Origin of the sequence: Amycolatopsis sp. NPDC049253, assembly GCF_040678995.1 — a bacterium.
Lineage (GTDB): Bacteria > Actinomycetota > Actinomycetes > Mycobacteriales > Pseudonocardiaceae > Amycolatopsis.
On the sequence record NZ_JBFAQX010000002.1, the window covers coordinates 124,808 to 141,893 of the forward strand.

The following is a 17,086-nucleotide window of genomic DNA, read 5'->3' on the forward strand; positions in this document are numbered from 1 at the left end:
CTCAGCCGAGGCGGTCGAACCACCGGTCCACGACCGCGTCGGCGATCGTGGTGCCGTCGCGCAGGATGCTGGTGAGGGCCAGCCCCCGCAACAGCATCAGCAGCGACTCGTAGCCGACGCGGTCGTCTCCTGCGGACTCGAACGCCGTCCGCAGCTCCCGGCCCAGCTCGCGTTCCGCGGGCAGCAGCGCCGCCCGCAACGCCGGGTCGGTCCGCGCGCCGAGCCAGAGTTCCAGCCCCGCCAGGAACAACGGACCCGACATCGCCTCCCGCAACGCCGTCACCAGCTGCCGCCTCGAATCCGCGCCGGCGAGGCGCACCCGCGCCAGCTGCTGCTCCGCGATGTAGTGGATCGCCGCGACGAACAGGTCCGCCTTCGACCCGAAGTGGTGCAGCAGCGCACCCCGCGACACCCCCGCCCGCTCCTGCACGCGCTGCGTTGTCGTGCCGGCGTAGCCGAACTCCACCAGGCACCCGACGGTGGCGTCCAGCAGGGTCTGGTGCGTGCGCGCTCGTTGTTCGCTGCGGGTCACCCGAGTAGCCTACCGCCCTCGTTGACAGTCCAGACGGACTGTGAAAACCTCCGGGCATGCTCGCTGTGGAGTTGGTGCGCCGGGGTGCCCAGCGCTTCGCGGATCGCCCGGCCGTGGTCGTCGGCGACCGGGAGTTCTCCTTCGCCGAGGTCGACGAGCGCGCCAGCCGCCTCGCGAACTCCCTGCTCGCCGCCGGCGCCGGCCGCGGCACGCGAGTGGGACTGCTGGTCGACAACGGCGAGTGGTCCGTCCCGCTCGACTTCGCGTGTCTCAAGGCCGGCGTGACCAGGGTGCCGCTCAACGCCCGCCTCGCCGTGGCCGAGCAGACCCGGATGCTCGCCGAGACCGGCGTGACCCTGCTCGTGTACAGCAAGCCCCTGGCCGAACGGGCCGTGACACTCGCCGACGCCCTCGACGGCCTGCGCCTGGCCGGGCTCGGCGACCGCCAACGCGCCCAGGACCTCGACCTCGTCGCCGAACTGGACCGTGTTCCGGCGGCCGACCCGCACGTCCGGGTCGCCCCGGACGACGTCGTGCTCGCCCTCTACACCTCCGGCACCACCGGCACGCTGAAGGCGGCGCAGCACACGCAGGCAAGCTACGCCGCGATCACCACCAACATCCTCGCCAACCTCCTCTCCCCCGGCCGCGGCTCGGCGATGCTGCACGCCGCCTCGCTCATCCACGCCAGCGGGACTTTCGTGCTGCCGTACTGGATCCGCGGCGGCCGCGCGGTCGTGCTGCCCGGCTTCGACCCCGGGTCCTACCTGGACTCGATCACCCGGCACCGCGTCACCGAGGTCAACCTCGTGCCGACGATGCTCGGCCTGCTGCTCACCGGGTCCACTGTGGACGCTGCGGCCACGCTCGACACCATCGTCTACGGGGCCAGCCCCATGCCGAAGCCGCTGATCCAGGAAGCGATCGACCGCTTCGGGCCGAAGTTCGTCCAGTACTACGGTCAAACCGAGGCTCCGCTGTGCCAGACGGTGCTCGGCAAGGCCGACCACCTGCGAAGCGACCTCCTCGGCTCGTGCGGCCATCCGGCCGTCGACGCGGAGCTCCTGCTCACCGACCCGGACGGGAATCCGGTGCCACGTGGGGAGATCGGGGAGATCCGTGTGCGCGCGCCGTTCACGATGAGCGGGTACCTCGACGCACCCGAGCTCACCGCCGAAACCCTCGTGGACGGCTGGGTCCGCACCCGCGACCTGGCTCGCGCCGACGAGCGCGGATACCTCTACCTGGTCGACCGCGCGAGCGACATGATCGTGACCGGCGGCTACAACGTCTACCCGCGCGAGGTCGAGGACGCGCTGGCGGCGCATCCGGCCGTGGCCGAGTCCGCCGTGGTCGGCGCGCCCGACCCGACGTGGGTCGAGGCGGTGACGGCATTCGTCGCCCTGCGCCCCGGCGCGGCGGTGTCCGAAGAGGACTTGCGCACGCACGTGCGCGGCCTGCTCGCCGGGTACAAGGTGCCCAAGAGCGTGCACGTGGTCGACGCGATCCCGAAGTCGGCGGTGGGCAAGATCCTGCGCCGCGCCCTGCGTGATCCCCTGTGGGAGGACCGATGAACATCCTGGTCGAGAAGCGCGGCCCCGTCACGATCGTCACGATCGACCGGCCCGAACGGCGCAACGCCGTCGACCGCGCGACGGCCGAAGCGCTCGCCGACGCGTTCCGCGCGTTCGACGCCGACGAGGACGCCTCCGTCGCCGTGTTGCAGGGCTCCGGGGGCACGTTCTGCGCGGGCGCCGACCTCAAAGCCGTGAGCGAAGGCCGGGGCAACCGCACCGAACCCTCGGGCGACGGGCCGATGGGACCGACGCGGCTGCGCCTGACCAAACCGGTCATCGCCGCGGTGAGCGGCCACGCCGTGGCGGGCGGGCTGGAGCTGGCGATCTGGTGCGACCTGCGCGTGGCCGACGAAACCGCCGTGTTCGGCGTGTTCTGCCGGCGCTGGGGCGTGCCGCTCATCGACGGTGGCACCGTGCGGCTGCCCCGCCTGATCGGCCAGAGCCACGCGCTGGACCTCATCCTCACCGGGCGCCCGGTCGCGGCCGAAGAAGCGCTGCGGATCGGCCTGGCCAACCGCGTCGTCCCCGCCGGGCAGGCACTCGACGCGGCGGTCGAGCTCGCCCGGAGCCTGGCGGCCTTCCCGCAGACCTGCCTGCGCGAGGACCGCGCGTCGGTGTTCGAACAACACGGCGCCACCGAAGAGTCCGCCATGGCCAACGAGTTCGGCCACGGCCTGGTGTCCCTGTCGAGCGACACCGTCGCCGGCGCCACCCGCTTCGCCCGCGGCGCCGGCCGCCACGGTTCGTTCGACGCGTGAATCCGGGACGGGGCACGGAAACCCCGCCCCGGATCGGTCACGCCGCGACGTAACCCGCGTCGAGCTCCCGATGCAGGGTGACGCGGTCGATCGCCTTCTCCCATTTGCCCACGACCAGCGTGGCCACGCAGTTGCCCGCGATGTTGGTGAACACGAACGCGGCCGACAGGACACTGTGGACACCCAGCACCAGCGCGATGCTGCTGACCGGGATCGTGTGCGTGGCCGCCAGGGTCAGCGCCAGCACCGCGATCGCCGAGCCCGACACGCCCGCGCCGCCCTTGGAGGTCAGCAGCAGCACGAACAGCAGGCCCAGCTGCGCCTGCCAGCTCAGGTCCGTGCCGGTGGCCTGCGCCAGGAAGACGCTCACCGCGGCGAAGTACAGGCAGGTGCCGTCGTGGTTGAAGCTGTACGCGGTGGGCAGCACGAGCCCCACCACCGGCTCGTCCACGCCCAGCTTTTCCAGCTTCGCCGTGAGCTGCGGGAACACGCTTTCGGATGAGCTCGTGCCGAGCACCAGGACCAGCTCCGCACGGAAGTAGCGCAGTACCTTCCACAGGCTGACCCCGGCGTAGTGCGAGACCGGCCAGAGCACGAGGACGAAGAACAGCACCACGATCAGGTAGAACACCCCGACCAGCTTGCCCAGTGGCAGCAGCGTGCTCAGCCCGTACTTCGACACCGTGAACGCGATGGCCCCGAACGCGGCGAACGGCGCGAGCCGCATGACCTTCTTGATGATCCAGAACAGCGACTGCTGCACGGTGCCGACGATGTTCAGCACCGGCTGCGCCTTCTCGCCCAGCGCGGCGAGGCCGCAGGCGAACAGGACCGAGAACACCAGGACCTGCAGGATCTCGCCCTTGGCGAACGCGTCGACGGCCGACGTGGGCACGAGGCTCACGAGGAAGTCGTCGAAGCCCTCCGACTTGGCCGGCGCCGCCGAGGCCGGGGCGTGCAGCGACGACGGGTCGATGTTCATGCCGATGCCGGGCTTGAGCACGTTGACCACCACGAGGCCGATCACCAGCGCGATCGTGGTGATCACCTCGAAGTACACAATGGACTTCACCGCGATGCGCCCGACCTTGCCGAGGTCGCGCACGCTGGCGATGCCGTGGGTCACCGTGCAGAAGATGATCAGGCCGACGACCATCTGGATGAGGTGGATGAAGATGTCGCCGAGGAAGTCGACGTGGTGCCCGACCGAGGGCGCGAGCGCGCCCACGAGCACACCGACGACGACGCCGGCGAGAACCTGGAAGGTCAGGTCCTGGTAGAACGGCTTGCGCTTACGGGCCTGCTCGGGGGCGCCCGCGGACGTGGTTTCGCTCATCGTGTTCCGGTTTCTCCGTTGAATCTCCGGTGGGGAAAGCTGGGGCTAGCCGAGGATCCGGCGCGCCGGGGCGAACACCTCGTCGGCGTCGAGGCGACGCGGGAGCAGGCCCTGTTCGAGGCAGGCGTCGACGATCAGCTCGATCGGCCCGCTCAGGCGCTCGAACCCGAACATCGTGGGGCTCGGCGTGCCGTCGGGCCGCTCGACGGTCGCGTCGGCGCGGAGCAGCAGCTCGTAGGCTTCGCGGACCGCGGCGGGGTCGCGGCGGCTCACGGACTCCCCCGCGACGACCATGTGGTTGATCGGCATGAAGCCGTGCTCGCGCCACCACCGCTCGTCGCGCGCGGCGGCGTCGGGGATCACCCGCACGAACTCGTCGCCTTCGGGCAGGTCGTTGCCGAGGATGGTGGCGTCGATGCGGCCTTCGCGCAGCAGGTCGGGCAGGCTCGCGTCGCCGACGCCGTGCTCGACGAAGTCCGGATCTTCGTACTCGGCGACGTGGGCGCCGTCGCGGGTGAGCCAGTGGATGTCGCGCGAGGCGAGGCCGAAGTCGTCGGTGAGGTGCGCACGGACCCACATGCCGGTGGTCTGGGTGAACGCGCGCACGCCGATGCGCTTGCCCTTGAGGTCGGCCGGGTCCACCGGGCGCGACGCGTGGGCGATGAGGCAGCCGCGCTGGAACCGCGACGCGACCACGGCCGGCAGCAGCACCACGGGCCGGCCGTAGGCGATCGCCTGCAGGGCCGTGACGACGGCCAGCTCGCTCAGGTCGTAGGCCTCGTCGCGCACCATCGGCGCGAACGCCTTGTGCACGGGGGACACGGCGGTGAAGTCGAGCTCGACCGACGGGCTGGTGACTTCGCCGTTCTTGAGCGGCTTCGTGTGCGGGTAGTCGGCGAGGACGGTCCGCAAGGTCGTGGGTTCAGGCACGGCTCGCACCCTTCAGCGACGGGTAGAAGGCGGCGGCGGTCCCGCCGAAGATCTGGTCGAGGTCGGCTTGCGGCAGCACGGAGACCGTCTCGCGCGCCTCGGCCAGCAGGTCGGGCAGCACGCCGTCGGCGGCCGGGAAGTTGGAGCCCCACGCGATGCGGGCGGCGCCGTAGGCCGCGACCAGGTCGGTGAGGAAGTCCTCGGTCGTGGACGCGCCCTTCGCCGACGCGGCGAGCGCGCGGTGGGTGAGCTTGAGGTGCACGCCGGGGTAGGCGGCGAGGTCGAACAGGTCCTTGGCCAGGCGGTACGGGCGCCCGTCGGACAGGTCCGGGCGGGCGCAGTGGTCGAGCAGCACCCGCACGCGCGGGAAGCGGTCGAGGATCTCGCGCAGCTTCGGCAGACCCTGGATCGTCATCTGCAGGCACACGGGGATGTCGTGCTTCTCGGCGTGGGCCCAGGCGGGGAACGAGTCCTCGTGGCCGAGCCAGTCGGCCTGGCCGGGCATGGTCGTGCCGGTGGTGAACAGGCGGAAGCCCGAGAGGCCGAGGCCCTGCCAGTGGTCGATCTTCCCGACGGCGTCGGGGGCCATCGCGTCGATCGAGTAGACGCCCGCGAAGCGGTCGGGGTGACGGCGCAAGGCTTCGGCGACGTAGCGGTTGTCGTGGCCGTACACCGTGGACGCCTGCACCACCACGGCCTGCGCGATGCCCGCCGCGTCGAGGGCCTGCACGAGGCCGTCGATGTCCACCGGGTGCGCCTTCGACCACTCGCTCTGCTTGCCGCCGATGGGGTCGACCGGGTACTGGCCCGCGTCCGGGGAGATGACGTGGGTGTGCGAGTCGATGATGTCCATGTGACCTCCTGTGAACCGGGGGTTCGGCGCAGCACCGGATCCTCGGCGACCCGGCTCGGAGCCCGCGCGCTCCGGCAGACGGGGACCATACACGATTGTTAACAATCTCGTACAAGATTGTGGGGACGATTTCGTTGGGGATCACGGTGCGCACCACTCGGCGAGCCGCTTCCCTCGGAATCCGTGCAGGTGGGAGGGTGCGGGACAGGAGACCGTCCTGACAAGTGAGGGTGGCCGGAGACTCAGTGCCCCGCGCGGCGGAGCGGGGGCGCGGCGGGAGGGTTCGCCTGAACCGGGGCATCGGGAGGCTGCGGGACGGCACGGTCCAGGCCGGGCGCGGAGCGGCGCTCGCCCGGGGAGCCCGCGGCCCGAGCTCGGGGCGCGCAGCCGGGCCGGGTTCCGGCTTCCCGGCGCCGCGGCGACACCTCGGGCATCCGCGGCCGTCAGCGGCCGATCGCCGCGCGGCGAGAGCCGCGAACGGACTGCCGCTCGGGAGAGCGCGCCGAATGTGAGCGCCTCACGCGCCTGAACCGGCGACGTGTGAGCACCGGCTCGCGAGCGAACCGGGTGCGGACAGCACGACGCCCCGGGTTCCGGAGTCCGGAGGCCTGGGGCGTCGTGCCGGTGGGAGCGGTGGCGGGCCGGGGGTCAGCCGAACATGCCCACCTCGTAGTGGCCCGCCGGCTGCTGGGTGATGACGTTCATGCGGTTGTAGGTGTTGATGAGCGCGATGAGCAGGGTGAGGCCGGTGAGCTGGTCCTCGTCGTAGTGCTTCGCGGCCTGCTGCCAGACCTCGTCGCTCACGCCGCCCGCCGCGTCGGCGATGCGGGTGCCCTGTTCGGCCAGCTCGAGGGCCGCGCGCTCGGCGTCGGTGAAGACGGTGGCTTCGCGCCAGGCCGCGACGAGGTTGAGGCGCGTCGGCTCTTCGCCCGCGGCCACGGCTTCCTTGTAGTGCATGTCGGTGCAGAAGCCGCAGCCGTTGATCTGGCTGGCGCGCAGCTTCACGAGCTCCTGCGTCGCGGCGGGAAGACCCGAGTCCGCGATCGGCTTGTTCGCCGCGTTCAGGTACTTGATGAACTTGCCGGCGACCGCGTTCCCGAAGAGGTTGAGTCGTGCTTCCACTGGTCTGCTCCTTCGCCCTTTCCACTGGTTACGCACTCTTGACGGGTGGGCGCGCGAAGTTGTGACACCGGCGAAAGTGACCTGCGTCTCACCCCAGGTCGGCCTCCGCGCGGATCTCGAGCGTCTCCCCCGGCTGGTGCAGCTCCAGCACCACGAGCTCGTTGCGTCCCCTCCGCCACAGCGGCGCAGGGGCGTAGAGAGTCCGTTGTGGACCACGGCTCCAGTAGCGGCCCAGGTTGAAACCGTTCAGCCAGACGACGCCCTTCTCCCAGCCCGGCAGCGCGACGAACCCGTCAGCGGGCGCCTCGATCGTCACCGCGGCCCGGTGGAAGGCCGGGCCGGCGCCCGGAGCACCCGGGGTGAACCGCACCCCGGACAGATCGTCGAGCGGCAACGGCCGGATCTCCCAGCCGAACAGCTTCTGCTGGGTGTTCATCGCGACCCAGCCGTCGATGCCCTTGCGGTCGGCGAGGTACGGTCCGTAGTTGATCCGGCCCATCGTGTCCACGAGGATGTCGAGCTGGTTCTCCGCCTCCTCGAACACCAGGTCCACCGTGGCGTCGGGGGTGTTGCGGTCGAGGACGCCGACTTCCTTGCCACCGGCGAAGACCAGCGCGCGGTCGGCGAGGCCGTGGATGCTCAGGGTGCCGCTGTGCGGGCCCTGCACCTTCGTCCGGTAGTGGACGAGTCCCGTGGCCTGGCCGAGCTTCTCCATCGGCAACGGCTGCGGCGAGCGCACCACCTTCGACAACGCGGGCAGCGACTCCAGTAGCGAAGCCGACGCGTCCGGCGTGACCGTCCGCGGCGCCAGCCGCGGTGAACGGCCGGGGAGCGGCCCGTCGGGCAGCTTCGTGTACTTGCCGATCACGCCCCGCAGCGCGGTGAACTTGGCGCCGAGGTCGCCGGCCTCCCCCACCGGCGAGTCGTAGTCGTAGCTCGTGACGGTGGGCTGGTAGGTCGTGCCGGAGGTGTTGGCTCCGCTCGTGAAGCCGAAGTTCGTGCCACCGCACGCCATGTACAGGTTCACCGACGCGCCGGAGGCGAGCACCGTGTCGATGTAACCCGCCATCTGCTGGGGGTCACGCGTGTTGTGCTGCTCGCCCCAGTGGTCGAACCAGCCGTCCCAGAACTCCGCCATCATCACGGGCTTGCCGGGCTGGAACTTCTTGAGCGCTTCGAGACTCGGCACGGGATTTCCGTCGCCCGTGCCGACTTCGAGCGTGCCCGGCAGCGAGCCGAAGCGCATGAAGAAGTCCGACGCGCCGTCGGCCGCGAAGAGGAGGCTCGTGCACCCGCGCGAACGCAGGCTGTCGCGCAGGTGCGCCAGGTACGAGGTGTCGTTGCCGTAGCTGCCGTACTCGTTCTCGATCTGCACGGCGATCACCGGCCCGCCGCGGTGCGCCTCCAGCGCGGCCAGGCGCGGCACGAGGTGGTCGTACCAGGCATCCACGGCCTCGAGGTACTTCGGGTCCGCGCAGCGCAGTTCGAGATCGCGGTCGGCCAGCAGCCACGCGGGCAGGCCGCCGAACTCCCACTCCGCGCAGATGTACGGGCTCGGCCGCACGATCACCCGCAGCCCCACCTCACCGGCGGTGCGGATGAACTTCGGCAGGTCGCGCCACCCGCTGAAGTCCGGCGGGCCCGGCTTCGGCTGGTGGAAGTTCCAGGCCACGTACGTCTCGACCGTGTTCAGCCCGAGCGCCCGCAGCCGCTCCAGCCGGTCGCGCCACTGGTCGGGGTGGATGCGGAAGTAGTGGACGGCACCCGAGATGATCTGGAACGGCTTGCCGTCCAACAGGAACCGCTCGCCGGACACGGTCAGTCCCCCGCGGCCCGCCGCGTCGGCCGGCCCGGCGAACACCGTGCTCGCCGCGGCCAGCCCGGCGACGCCGCCGAGGAAGCTCCTCCTGCTCACTGCACTCACGAAGCTCTCCGTCCTTCGGGGGTCAGCCGAGCGTTGCGGCCCGGGCCTGGGTGATGAACGCGTCGAGGACCCCGTCTCCGACGAGTGCCTGCCGCACCCCCCACCGGTTGGTGTCGCCGGTCTTCACGGCCTGGGCCTGGGCGACGAGACCATCGGCGGACGCGGTGAGCCGCTGCGCCGTCCTGGTGTCGCCCCGCCCGGCGGCCGCGAGGGCGTCGAGCTGGTCGACCATCGCGCCGCCCCAGAGGGTGGCGGCGTCGAGCCACGGCGAAGCCTCGTCGACGAACGCGCTCTCCACCCGGCCGCCGCGGATCACCTTCGCGGCATCGCGGATCTGCACGGCGTACGCCCGCAGGTCGGCCACCCGGTGGTCACCCGCGTTCCAGCGCTGCCAGAACGCCTTCGTCTTCGCCGCGAGCACCGGGGCCTGCGGCTGCCACGGCGTCGGGCCGAACGTCGGGGCCAGGTGCTCGAGGTCGGCGAACACCCGCAACGCGGCCGTGGCCCGCGCGTCGCCGCCCGCCAGCCGCGCAAGCGCTTGCGGCCAGGAGCGCTCCGGTGAGTACCCCGCGTCGTTCCACGCGAAGTCGGTCGCGCCGAACTCGGCGACCTCGCTGGCCGCCTCCTGGTTCATCGGGTTGGCGACGATCCCGTTGAGGTACTGCGAAAGCCCCGCCTCCCGCTGGGCGTAGGGCGCGAGCAGCAGCCGGCCGGCGGACTGCTCGTAGTCGTTCACGGGGTAGTTGTCCCAGAGGAACACCTTGCGGCCGTACACAGTGGACACCTGCTGCGCCTCGTCGGTGGTGACGCTCGGCGGCACCACGTCCGTGCCGGTCCACTGCACGACCACCGACGGGTCGAGGTTCTCGCGCAGCTCGGTCTTGTACGGCGAGTCCTTGAGGTCGCTGTACTCGGTGGGCACCGTCTGCAGTGGACGGGCGCCGTCGTGGGTCTTGACGAAGCCGCTCGTGATCGCGTTGAGCAGCGACACCTGGGCCTTGCCCGCCGCGGCCTGGCCGGGCGCGCCGAACGCCGTCTGGTCGGCCGCGCAGTTCCACTTGGTGTAGGAGATGTCGTCGAACGGGATCGAGAACGACCGCACGCCCAGGTCGTACACCGACTGCAACTTCGCCTTCACCGCGGCGAGATCGTCCGGCGAGGAGAAGCAGATCGACACGCCGGGCGAGAGCGCGTAGGTGAAGTCGACGTGGTGCGCGGTCGCCGACCGCACCAGCTGCCCGAGCGTGGCCAGCTCGTCGGCGGGGTAGGGATCGCGCCACTGCGCGCGCAGGTAGGCGTCGTCCTTGGCGCTGTAGACGTAGGTGTTGGCCTTGACCTCACCGAGGAACGCGATCTGCCGCAGCCGATCGGCGGTGCTCCACGGCGGGCCGTAGAACCCTTCGATCGAGCCGCGCAACGCCATGTTCGGCCAGTCATGCACGGCCACGCCGCTGATCGCCCAGCCGTGGCCGACGCGGACGAACAGCTGCCGCAACGTCTGTGCGCCGTAGTACTGGCCGGAGCCGTCGTGCCCGGAGATCGCGATCTCGCCGCGCGCCGTGGTCAGCGAGTAGCCCTCGGCCTCGGCCGGGGCCGAGGTGCCGGCGCCGAGCCGGACCACCAGCGCGTGGCCGTGACGAGGTTCCTGCGTGGCCGTGGTGACCTTGCGCGCGCCGTGCTGGCGGAACAGCGTGGTGACGAGGTCTTCGGCGGCGGGGTCGGTGGTGCTGTCGGTGACGAGCACGACCTCGTCGGGCACGGCGAGGTCGGCAGAGTCGCGGGCGAGCGACTGCGGCGTGGGTGTGACGACGGGCAGCGGCTGGTGGTGCTCGGGCGCGGCCGTGGCCGGCTGCGTGACGAGTGCGGCGAGCGAAACCCCGGCCGCGAGCACGGCGGCCAGGTGGCGCTTTCGTGAAGTCATGACGGATCCCCTCGGGTCAGGCGGCCGGCGGCACGGTGCGGTAAAGGGCGAAGGTCGAGAGGTACGGCGTGGCGCGCGCCTGGGTGATCACCACGCGCAGGTGGCTGGTCGTCACGGGTGCGGAGAGCGTGACCAGGCGGGTGTAGCCGACGGTGGTGACGGTGGTGAGCGTCTGCCACACCCCGCCGACCTCGGCCTGCACGGTCGCACCCTCGATGTGCTGGCCGTGGCTGATGTCCTCGCCCAAGCGGATCTGGTCGAACGTCGCGGGCCGGGCGAGCGGCACGTCGAGGGTGCCCGCCGGCGCGCCGTGCGGTGGGGTCCACGACGTGGTCAGCGAACCGTCGGTGACGGCGGCGACGGCCTTGTCGCCGGGCCGCGCGTGGGCCTGGTTCACCTGCGTGGCCGCGACGGACCGGCCGAAGGCGGCCAGCGAGGCGACGTCGGCGGGCGCGAACTCGCCGTCCGGGCCGGGTGGCACGTTCAGCAGCAGTGAGGAGTTGCGGCCCACCGTGCGCCGGTAGATGTCGACGAGCTGCGCGGCGGTTTTCGGCTGTTCGCCGGGGTGGAAGAACCAGCCGGGGCGGATCGAAACGTCGGATTCGGCGGGCGCCCACTGCAAGAAGCGCACGGACGGGTCGGCGAGCACCTGGCGCGAGCCGAGGTCGGTGGCGGTCGCGCCGCCGAGGAACAGCTCTTCGTTGTGCGCGGTGTTCGGGTCACCGGTCGTCGGCAGCGGGCTCCACTCCGTCGTCCGCGCCTGGCCGGCCTCGTTGCCGACCCAGCGCACGCCGGCCGGGCCGGCGAACGTGACGGTGTTCGGCGAGAGCGCGTGGATCATCGAGAACCAGGTGGTGAAGTCGTAGTTCTCGCTGATGCCGCGGTCGCGCCACGGGTTGGCGCCGTCGAGCCACAGCTCGTCGATCGGGCCGTACTGGGTGAACAGTTCGTAGAGCTGGTTGAGGTAGTAGGAGTCGTAGTCGTCCTCGTTCACGGTGAAGCGCGGCAGCTTCCCGGCGGCCAGCGCGGCGGCGCGGTCGTCGTGCGCCACCAGCGTGGGGATCGTCCGTTCGGTCACGGCGCTGCCGGTGCCGTAGCGGCCCTGGCCCTGCGGGGCGCTCGCGCGGTCGTCGTAGGTGGCCTGTTCCTCGATGGACAGCGACTGCCCGGCGGCGACCTTCGCTTCGATCCGCTTCACCTCGTCGGCGAAGAAGGTCGCGGGCAGCTCGGCGCCGTCGGCGGGCGAGAGGTAGACGCCGACCTTGAGGCCGGCCCTGCGGGCGGAATCCACGTAGTCGCGCAGGATGTCACCGCGCGGGTTGGTGCAGCCGGCGTCGCGCGCCTGCCAGAACGCGGACGGGTCCTGCGAGCGCGTGGCCTGCGCGGCCTGGCGGGCGGCGTCGGCCTTCGGGTCGGTGCAGCCCGCGCTGAGCCACCACGGGCTCGCCACGACGGAGTGGTCGGTGTAGCGGGTCGGGTAGAGCACGAAACCGTCGTGGTGCTTGGCGGTGAGCATCACCTGCGTGACGCCGGCGGCCTTGAGCGAGCGCATCCACTGGTCGGTGTCCACGGCCGGCGGCGCGAACGTCGACTCCTTCTCGGCACCCGAACCCCATTCGCGGTCGGTGAAGGTGTTCATGCCGAAGTGCGTGAACGCGGTGACGGGCCGCTGCTGCCAGGCGAGCTGGCCGGGCCGCGGCACGACGGCGGCGGCCTTGGCCAGGACGCGGTCCATGCCGTCGCACGGCTGGACGGTCATGATCGCCGCGGTCTTGATCGGTCCGGTGCAGCCGCCCTCCGGCTGCGCGGCGGCCCCGGGCGTGGCCGTGGATCCGGCCACGGCGAGGGAAAACAGTGCGGCCAGAACGGCGTTCCGGCGCGTCGAGATCGGCACGTGCTCCTCCTGACGAGTCCACGCGACCGCGTGCCCCGGGTGGCGGCCGGCGACGAGCTGGTGGATCGCCCAGCACACTAGGTGCGTGATCCATCGGATGTCTAGACCTACTTGGGGGAGGTGAGCTCGGCTGTCCATTCCCTGTCTTCCCTCGGGAATCTGCTTTCATGCCTGGTTGACGCCGTTCACTCGTGGCCGGGTTTCCCTGTGGGACAAGGTCAGTCGTCTGATGGTTCTTGACCGATGCTGTCGTCGCGCCAAGACGTGAGAGCGGCGCTAGGATCCGCGAAGTGCTGACGGTGCTCGGGTGGCTCACGCTCGTGGTGTGGCTGGGACTCGCCTTCGGCCACGGCTGGTTCTGGCGAACGGGCCAGCGGTTGCCGCCGCCGGCGCGCCCGGCCGAGTGGCCGTCGGTGGCGGTCGTGGTGCCGGCGCGCGACGAGGCGGCCGTGCTCCCGGTGACGTTGCCCACCTTGCTCGCGCAATGGTATCCGGGCCAGGCGCGCGTGATCCTCGTCGACGACGACAGCGGCGACGGCACCGGTGACCTCGCCCGGCGGCTCGGCGGTGCACCCGGCTCGTTGCTGCTGACCGTGGTCACGCCGGACCCGTTGCCTGCGGGCTGGACGGGCAAGCTGTGGGCGGCCGCACGTGGCGTCGCCGAGGCGGGTGCGGTGGATTTCGTGCTGCTGACCGACGCGGACATCGCGCACGGACCGGGTTCGCTCGAAACCCTCGTGGCGGCGTGCGGTGAGCACGACCTCCTCTCGCAGATGGCCGTGCTGCGGACCGAAACGCCGTGGGAACGGCTGATCGTGCCGGCGTTCGTCTACTTCTTCGCGATGCTCTACCCGTTCCGGCGCGTGAACAACCCGCGCTCACGGGTGGCCGCGGCCGCCGGCGGGTGCGTGCTCGTGCGCCGCCGCATCCTCGAACGCGCGGGTGGTCTCGCGGCCGTGCGCGGCGCCGTGATCGACGACGTCGCCCTGGCCCGCGCGGTGTCCGCGGCCGGCGGGCGGACGTGGCTGGGGTTCGCGGCGAACGTCCACAGTGTCCGGCCGTACCCGCGGCTTTCCGATCTGTGGCAGATGGTCGCGCGCACGGCATACACGCAGTTGCGCCATTCACCGCTCGTGCTGGCCGGCACCGTCGCCGGCCTGGCGCTGGTGTTCCTCGCTCCCCCGGTGCTGACGTTCACCGGCCCGTCCTGGCCCGCGTCGGCCGCGTGGGTGCTGATGGCGGCGACGTTCGCGCCGATCGCGCGCTACTACCGGCAGTGGCCGGTGCTGGGCGTGCTGCTGCCGGTGACCGCGCTGCTGTACACCCTGATGACGCTCGACTCGGCGCGCCGGCACTGGGCCGGGCGTGGCGCCGGGTGGAAGGGGCGGACCTACTCGTCCACTTAGGACGTCGTGCGGGCGAGTGAGCGGCCCAGGGTCCAGATCGACGCGCCGAGCAGGACGACGTCCTTGAGCAGGAACTGGCCGACCGGTGAGAGCGCGGGAAAACCGCCCGCGGCCGCGTCGCCGACGCCCGGCGTGGTGAGGAAAAAGCTGAGCGTGGTCAGGAAGATCAGGACACCGAGCGCGCTGCCCACGGCGGACAGCCGGGGCGCCCACGGGCCGGCGGCGATGAGGACCGCGGCGGCGAACTCGACCGCGCCGAGGACGATCGCGAGGGGTCGCGGGTCCAGGACGCCGTTCAGCCAGCCCACGAACGGACTGTGCGACACGTACTGCTGGATGCGCATGGCTTCCGACGCGGTGAACTTGAGGACCGCGATCCACGCGACGACCAGCACGAGCCCGTAGCGCACGACGAGCCCGCCCACGGCCTCGGCGCGGCGTCCCAGCGTGACCCGAGAAACCACGGGCTCCCCTTTCTTCGTGATCGGATGTCCGGCCGACGGTAACCAAGATCAGCTCGGCGGCCGAGGTGGCGGAGCCTTACGGATCGCTGACGTGACCGGCGACCGCCCGGGTACGGCTGGTTGACAGTTTCCCGGACCGCGGCCATGATGAACAAATGTTCATGAACGTGTGTTCATAACGACGGGGAGGGCTCATGACCGGGATCGTCAACACGGCGCAGGCGCAGGCGTGGAACGGCTACGAGGGCGGGCACTGGGCGGAGCACGCCGATCGCTACGACGCGGTGAACAGCGGGTTCAACCCGTTTCTGCTGGCCGCGGTGGGTCCGGGCGACGACGTGGTCGATCTCGGGTGCGGCACCGGGCAGCTGACCCGGCTCGCGGCGGCGCGGTCCGGGTCCGGCCGGGTGCTGGGCGTCGACCTGTCCGCGCCGATGCTGGCGGCGGCACGGGCCCGGAGCACGGGGAACGTGGTGTTCGAGCAGGGTGACGTGCAGGTTTTCCCGTTCGCCGAGCGCTCGTTCGACGTCGCGGTGAGCCGGTTCGGCGTGATGTTCTACGCGGATCCGGTGGCGGCGTTCGCGCGGGTGCGCCAGGCGCTGCGGCCGGGTGGGCGGCTCGCGTTCGTGTGCCTGACCGAGCTGGCGGGGACCGACCTCGGGACCGTGTTCGGCGCGCTGGCGCCCCTGCCTTCGGGCAGCGGGCCGACGTCGCTGTCCGATCCCGCGCACACGCGTTCGGTGCTGACCGACGCCGGGTTCCCCGACGTCACCTGCACGCGGGTCGAGGCCGACCAGGTCTGGGGCCGCGACGTGGCCGACGCGGCGGAGTTCATCGCCGGCTGGGGGCCGGTCCGGCAGCACGCACGGGGCGCCGAAGCCGCCCTGGTGGAGGCTTTGCGCCCGTTCGCCGAACCCGGCGCCGTGCGGCTGCGGGGCGCGGCGTGGCTCGTCACCGCCACCCGGTGAATACGATGGCGGGGATGTCACCGAGAACAGCCGCCGCCCTGCGCGACGGGGACCGCAGCCTCCGCGAGCACCTCATCGCGACGGCCGGCGCGCTCATGGCCGAGGAAGGCGCCGCGAAGCTGACGGTCCGCGCGATCGCCCGCCGCGCCGGCGTCGCGGACGGCGTGCTGTACAACCACTTCGCCGACAAGGAAGAGCTCCTGGCGCACGCGCTGCGCGCCCACGTCCGCGACGCCGAACGCGAGCTGGGCGACCTGCCGGCGCCCGGCTCCGCCACGGTCGAAGCCAACCTGCGCGCACACCTCGCCTACGGGCTCGCCCTGCACCGCGCCATCCTGCCCACGTTCGCCGGACTGCTCGCCCACCCGGCGGTCCTCACGCGCTTCGCGTCCCTCACCGCCACGGGCACCGAATGGCGCGACCGCCTGCTGACCTACCTCCACGCCGAACGCGACCTCGGCCGGCTCTCCCCCGCCGCCCACCTCGACGCCGCCGCGGCCCTGCTCGTCGGCGCGTGCCACGAAACGGTGTTCTCCGCCCTGGTCCCCCACGCGGGCCCGCCCCCGGCACCCTCGGTCGACGACGTGGTGACGACGGTGCTCGAAGGCATCGGCGCCTGAGGATCAGCAGCCGGCCCGACAACGCCGCCGGCAATCGGGCCCAGCCGTCCGGCCCCGGCGAGCGGCTCGTCTTCACCCCCTGATCCCTCCACTGTGGACCAACCCCAACCGGCCCGGTCGGGGACAGCCGAATGCCGCGTTCGAGGGCGGCCCCGCCCATCAGGCGCCCGCCGGTGCAGGCCTGGCGGCCGCCACGAGCGGGCTCCGGCGGGTCATCCGCAGCAGGTGACCCGTCGTCGAAATGCACGGTGGCGACGAGCCGATCATCTAACAGGTAGAAGTCCTCGCGGGGAGCGCTGAGCTTGCGAGCGTGCTCCTCGCTGATCCAGCGGATGTCTTCGCCGGCCTCGATGTTGAAGGGGGTGAGCTGGAACATCCACCGCAGATACTCGGTTGGCGGCTCGGTCAACATCCGTGCCCGCTCCCACGTCTTCCCGGCGGCACGTTGCGCGCGGATCTGCTCCAGCCACGGTTGCGTGAACCCGTAGTCAAGGTGCCCGTCACGCCAGGCCTGCAGTGGCTCCTGCTCCTCAGGCTCGCGGTAGGTGCCCGGCACTCCCACCGCCACGCGGAGCGTTCGAAGCGGAGCAGGTCTGCGAACTCGGGACCGGAGTTTAGCCAGGTCATCGGCGTACTGCCTCCGCGAGCTGCTGCAGATTCTCGGCCGAGGCGGGGTCGTTCGGTAGGTCTGTGGAGGTGGGCATGGCTCACGCCCGGGTAGAGCGTTGCGCATGCCGTGAGCTGGGGCAATAACTGGGGTCAGTGTGGCGTGTCCGTCGCG

14 protein-coding genes and 1 pseudogene are annotated in these 17,086 nt (G+C 71.5%); 5 read left to right on the plus strand and 10 right to left on the minus strand.

The genetic code is table 11. The annotated features are described in order from the left end of the window. Position 1: 1 nt before the first annotated feature. Complete coding sequence (locus AB0K15_RS04855) at positions 2 to 532, minus strand: TetR/AcrR family transcriptional regulator (RefSeq protein WP_364045638.1); 531 nt, start codon at positions 530 to 532, stop codon at positions 2 to 4. Between the two features lie 56 nt (positions 533 to 588). Between AB0K15_RS04855 and AB0K15_RS04860 the strand changes: the two genes are divergently transcribed. Both AB0K15_RS04860 and AB0K15_RS04865 read left to right on the plus strand, forming a co-directional pair. Beyond that, positions 589 to 2,106, plus strand: a complete 1,518-nt coding sequence (locus tag AB0K15_RS04860; RefSeq protein WP_364045640.1) for an AMP-binding protein — start codon at positions 589 to 591, stop codon at positions 2,104 to 2,106. After that, positions 2,103 to 2,867, plus strand: a complete 765-nt coding sequence (locus tag AB0K15_RS04865; RefSeq protein ID WP_364045642.1) for a crotonase/enoyl-CoA hydratase family protein — start codon at positions 2,103 to 2,105, stop codon at positions 2,865 to 2,867. The genes AB0K15_RS04860 and AB0K15_RS04865 overlap by 4 nt, the downstream gene beginning before the upstream one ends. Positions 2,868 to 2,904: 37 nt before the next feature. Here the strand turns inward: AB0K15_RS04865 and AB0K15_RS04870 are convergent, their stop codons facing one another. The 7 genes from AB0K15_RS04870 to AB0K15_RS04900 all read right to left on the minus strand — a co-directional run bounded on the left by AB0K15_RS04870 (position 2,905) and on the right by AB0K15_RS04900 (position 12,847). Beyond that, positions 2,905 to 4,203 carry a cation:dicarboxylase symporter family transporter gene (locus AB0K15_RS04870; RefSeq protein ID WP_364045644.1) on the minus strand — a complete coding sequence of 433 codons (1,299 nt, stop codon included), beginning with the start codon at positions 4,201 to 4,203 and terminating at the stop codon, positions 2,905 to 2,907. Positions 4,204 to 4,248: 45 nt separating this feature from the next. Continuing rightward, positions 4,249 to 5,133 (minus strand): hypothetical protein, encoded by an 885-nt coding sequence (locus AB0K15_RS04875; protein WP_364045646.1) that lies wholly within the window; start codon positions 5,131 to 5,133, stop codon positions 4,249 to 4,251. Further along, positions 5,126 to 5,986, minus strand: coding sequence for an amidohydrolase family protein (locus AB0K15_RS04880; RefSeq protein ID WP_364045648.1), 861 nt, complete (start codon positions 5,984 to 5,986; stop codon positions 5,126 to 5,128). The genes AB0K15_RS04875 and AB0K15_RS04880 overlap by 8 nt, the downstream gene beginning before the upstream one ends. Positions 5,987 to 6,634: 648 nt before the next feature. Continuing rightward, positions 6,635 to 7,108, minus strand: a complete 474-nt coding sequence (locus tag AB0K15_RS04885; RefSeq protein WP_364045650.1) for a carboxymuconolactone decarboxylase family protein — start codon at positions 7,106 to 7,108, stop codon at positions 6,635 to 6,637. A gap of 88 nt (positions 7,109 to 7,196) precedes the next feature. Continuing rightward, positions 7,197 to 9,032 carry a beta-galactosidase family protein gene (locus tag AB0K15_RS04890; RefSeq protein WP_364045652.1) on the minus strand — a complete coding sequence of 612 codons (1,836 nt, stop codon included), beginning with the start codon at positions 9,030 to 9,032 and terminating at the stop codon, positions 7,197 to 7,199. A 22-nt stretch (positions 9,033 to 9,054) separates the two neighbouring features. Beyond that, positions 9,055 to 10,953, minus strand: a complete 1,899-nt coding sequence (locus AB0K15_RS04895; RefSeq protein WP_364045654.1) for a beta-N-acetylglucosaminidase domain-containing protein — start codon at positions 10,951 to 10,953, stop codon at positions 9,055 to 9,057. Between the two features lie 16 nt (positions 10,954 to 10,969). Beyond that, entirely contained in the window at positions 10,970 to 12,847 is a 1,878-nt protein-coding gene (locus tag AB0K15_RS04900) for an alpha-L-fucosidase (RefSeq protein WP_364045656.1), read from the minus strand. Positions 12,848 to 13,137: 290 nt separating this feature from the next. On the opposite strand from AB0K15_RS04900, the gene AB0K15_RS04905 reads away from it, so the two are divergent. Further along, on the plus strand, positions 13,138 to 14,253 hold the full coding sequence (locus AB0K15_RS04905) for a glycosyltransferase (protein ID WP_364045658.1): 1,116 nt from the start codon (positions 13,138 to 13,140) through the stop codon (positions 14,251 to 14,253). Here AB0K15_RS04905 and AB0K15_RS04910 read toward each other — a convergent pair. Continuing rightward, positions 14,250 to 14,717: a DUF417 family protein gene (locus AB0K15_RS04910; protein WP_364045660.1), complete on the minus strand. Its 468-nt coding sequence runs from the start codon at positions 14,715 to 14,717 to the stop codon at positions 14,250 to 14,252. The genes AB0K15_RS04905 and AB0K15_RS04910 overlap by 4 nt on opposite strands. Positions 14,718 to 14,911: 194 nt before the next feature. Here AB0K15_RS04910 and AB0K15_RS04915 point away from each other — a divergent pair, with 194 nt between their 5' ends. Both AB0K15_RS04915 and AB0K15_RS04920 read left to right on the plus strand, forming a co-directional pair. Continuing rightward, positions 14,912 to 15,685 (plus strand): methyltransferase domain-containing protein, encoded by a 774-nt coding sequence (locus AB0K15_RS04915; RefSeq protein WP_364045662.1) that lies wholly within the window; start codon positions 14,912 to 14,914, stop codon positions 15,683 to 15,685. Between the two features lie 14 nt (positions 15,686 to 15,699). Next, positions 15,700 to 16,305 carry a TetR/AcrR family transcriptional regulator gene (locus AB0K15_RS04920; protein ID WP_364045664.1) on the plus strand — a complete coding sequence of 202 codons (606 nt, stop codon included), beginning with the start codon at positions 15,700 to 15,702 and terminating at the stop codon, positions 16,303 to 16,305. A gap of 289 nt (positions 16,306 to 16,594) precedes the next feature. Here AB0K15_RS04920 and AB0K15_RS04925 read toward each other — a convergent pair. After that, positions 16,595 to 17,038: pseudogene (locus AB0K15_RS04925) on the minus strand (DUF6879 family protein); the annotation flags it as partial. Positions 17,039 to 17,086 lie beyond the last annotated feature (48 nt).

Bases quoted from the DNA above. Each gene is read 5' to 3' on its own strand.
- AB0K15_RS04860 (WP_364045640.1), top strand. From the start codon at position 589: ATGCTCGCTGTGGAGTTGGTGCGCCGGGGTGCCCAGCGCTTCGCGGAT.
- AB0K15_RS04865 (WP_364045642.1), top strand. From the start codon at position 2,103: ATGAACATCCTGGTCGAGAAGCGCGGCCCCGTCACGATCGTCACGATC.
- AB0K15_RS04870 (WP_364045644.1), bottom strand. From the start codon at position 4,203: ATGAGCGAAACCACGTCCGCGGGCGCCCCCGAGCAGGCCCGTAAGCGC.
- AB0K15_RS04880 (WP_364045648.1), bottom strand. From the start codon at position 5,986: ATGGACATCATCGACTCGCACACCCACGTCATCTCCCCGGACGCGGGC.
- AB0K15_RS04895 (WP_364045654.1), bottom strand. From the start codon at position 10,953: ATGACTTCACGAAAGCGCCACCTGGCCGCCGTGCTCGCGGCCGGGGTT.
- AB0K15_RS04915 (WP_364045662.1), top strand. From the start codon at position 14,912: ATGACCGGGATCGTCAACACGGCGCAGGCGCAGGCGTGGAACGGCTAC.
- AB0K15_RS04920 (WP_364045664.1), top strand. From the start codon at position 15,700: ATGTCACCGAGAACAGCCGCCGCCCTGCGCGACGGGGACCGCAGCCTC.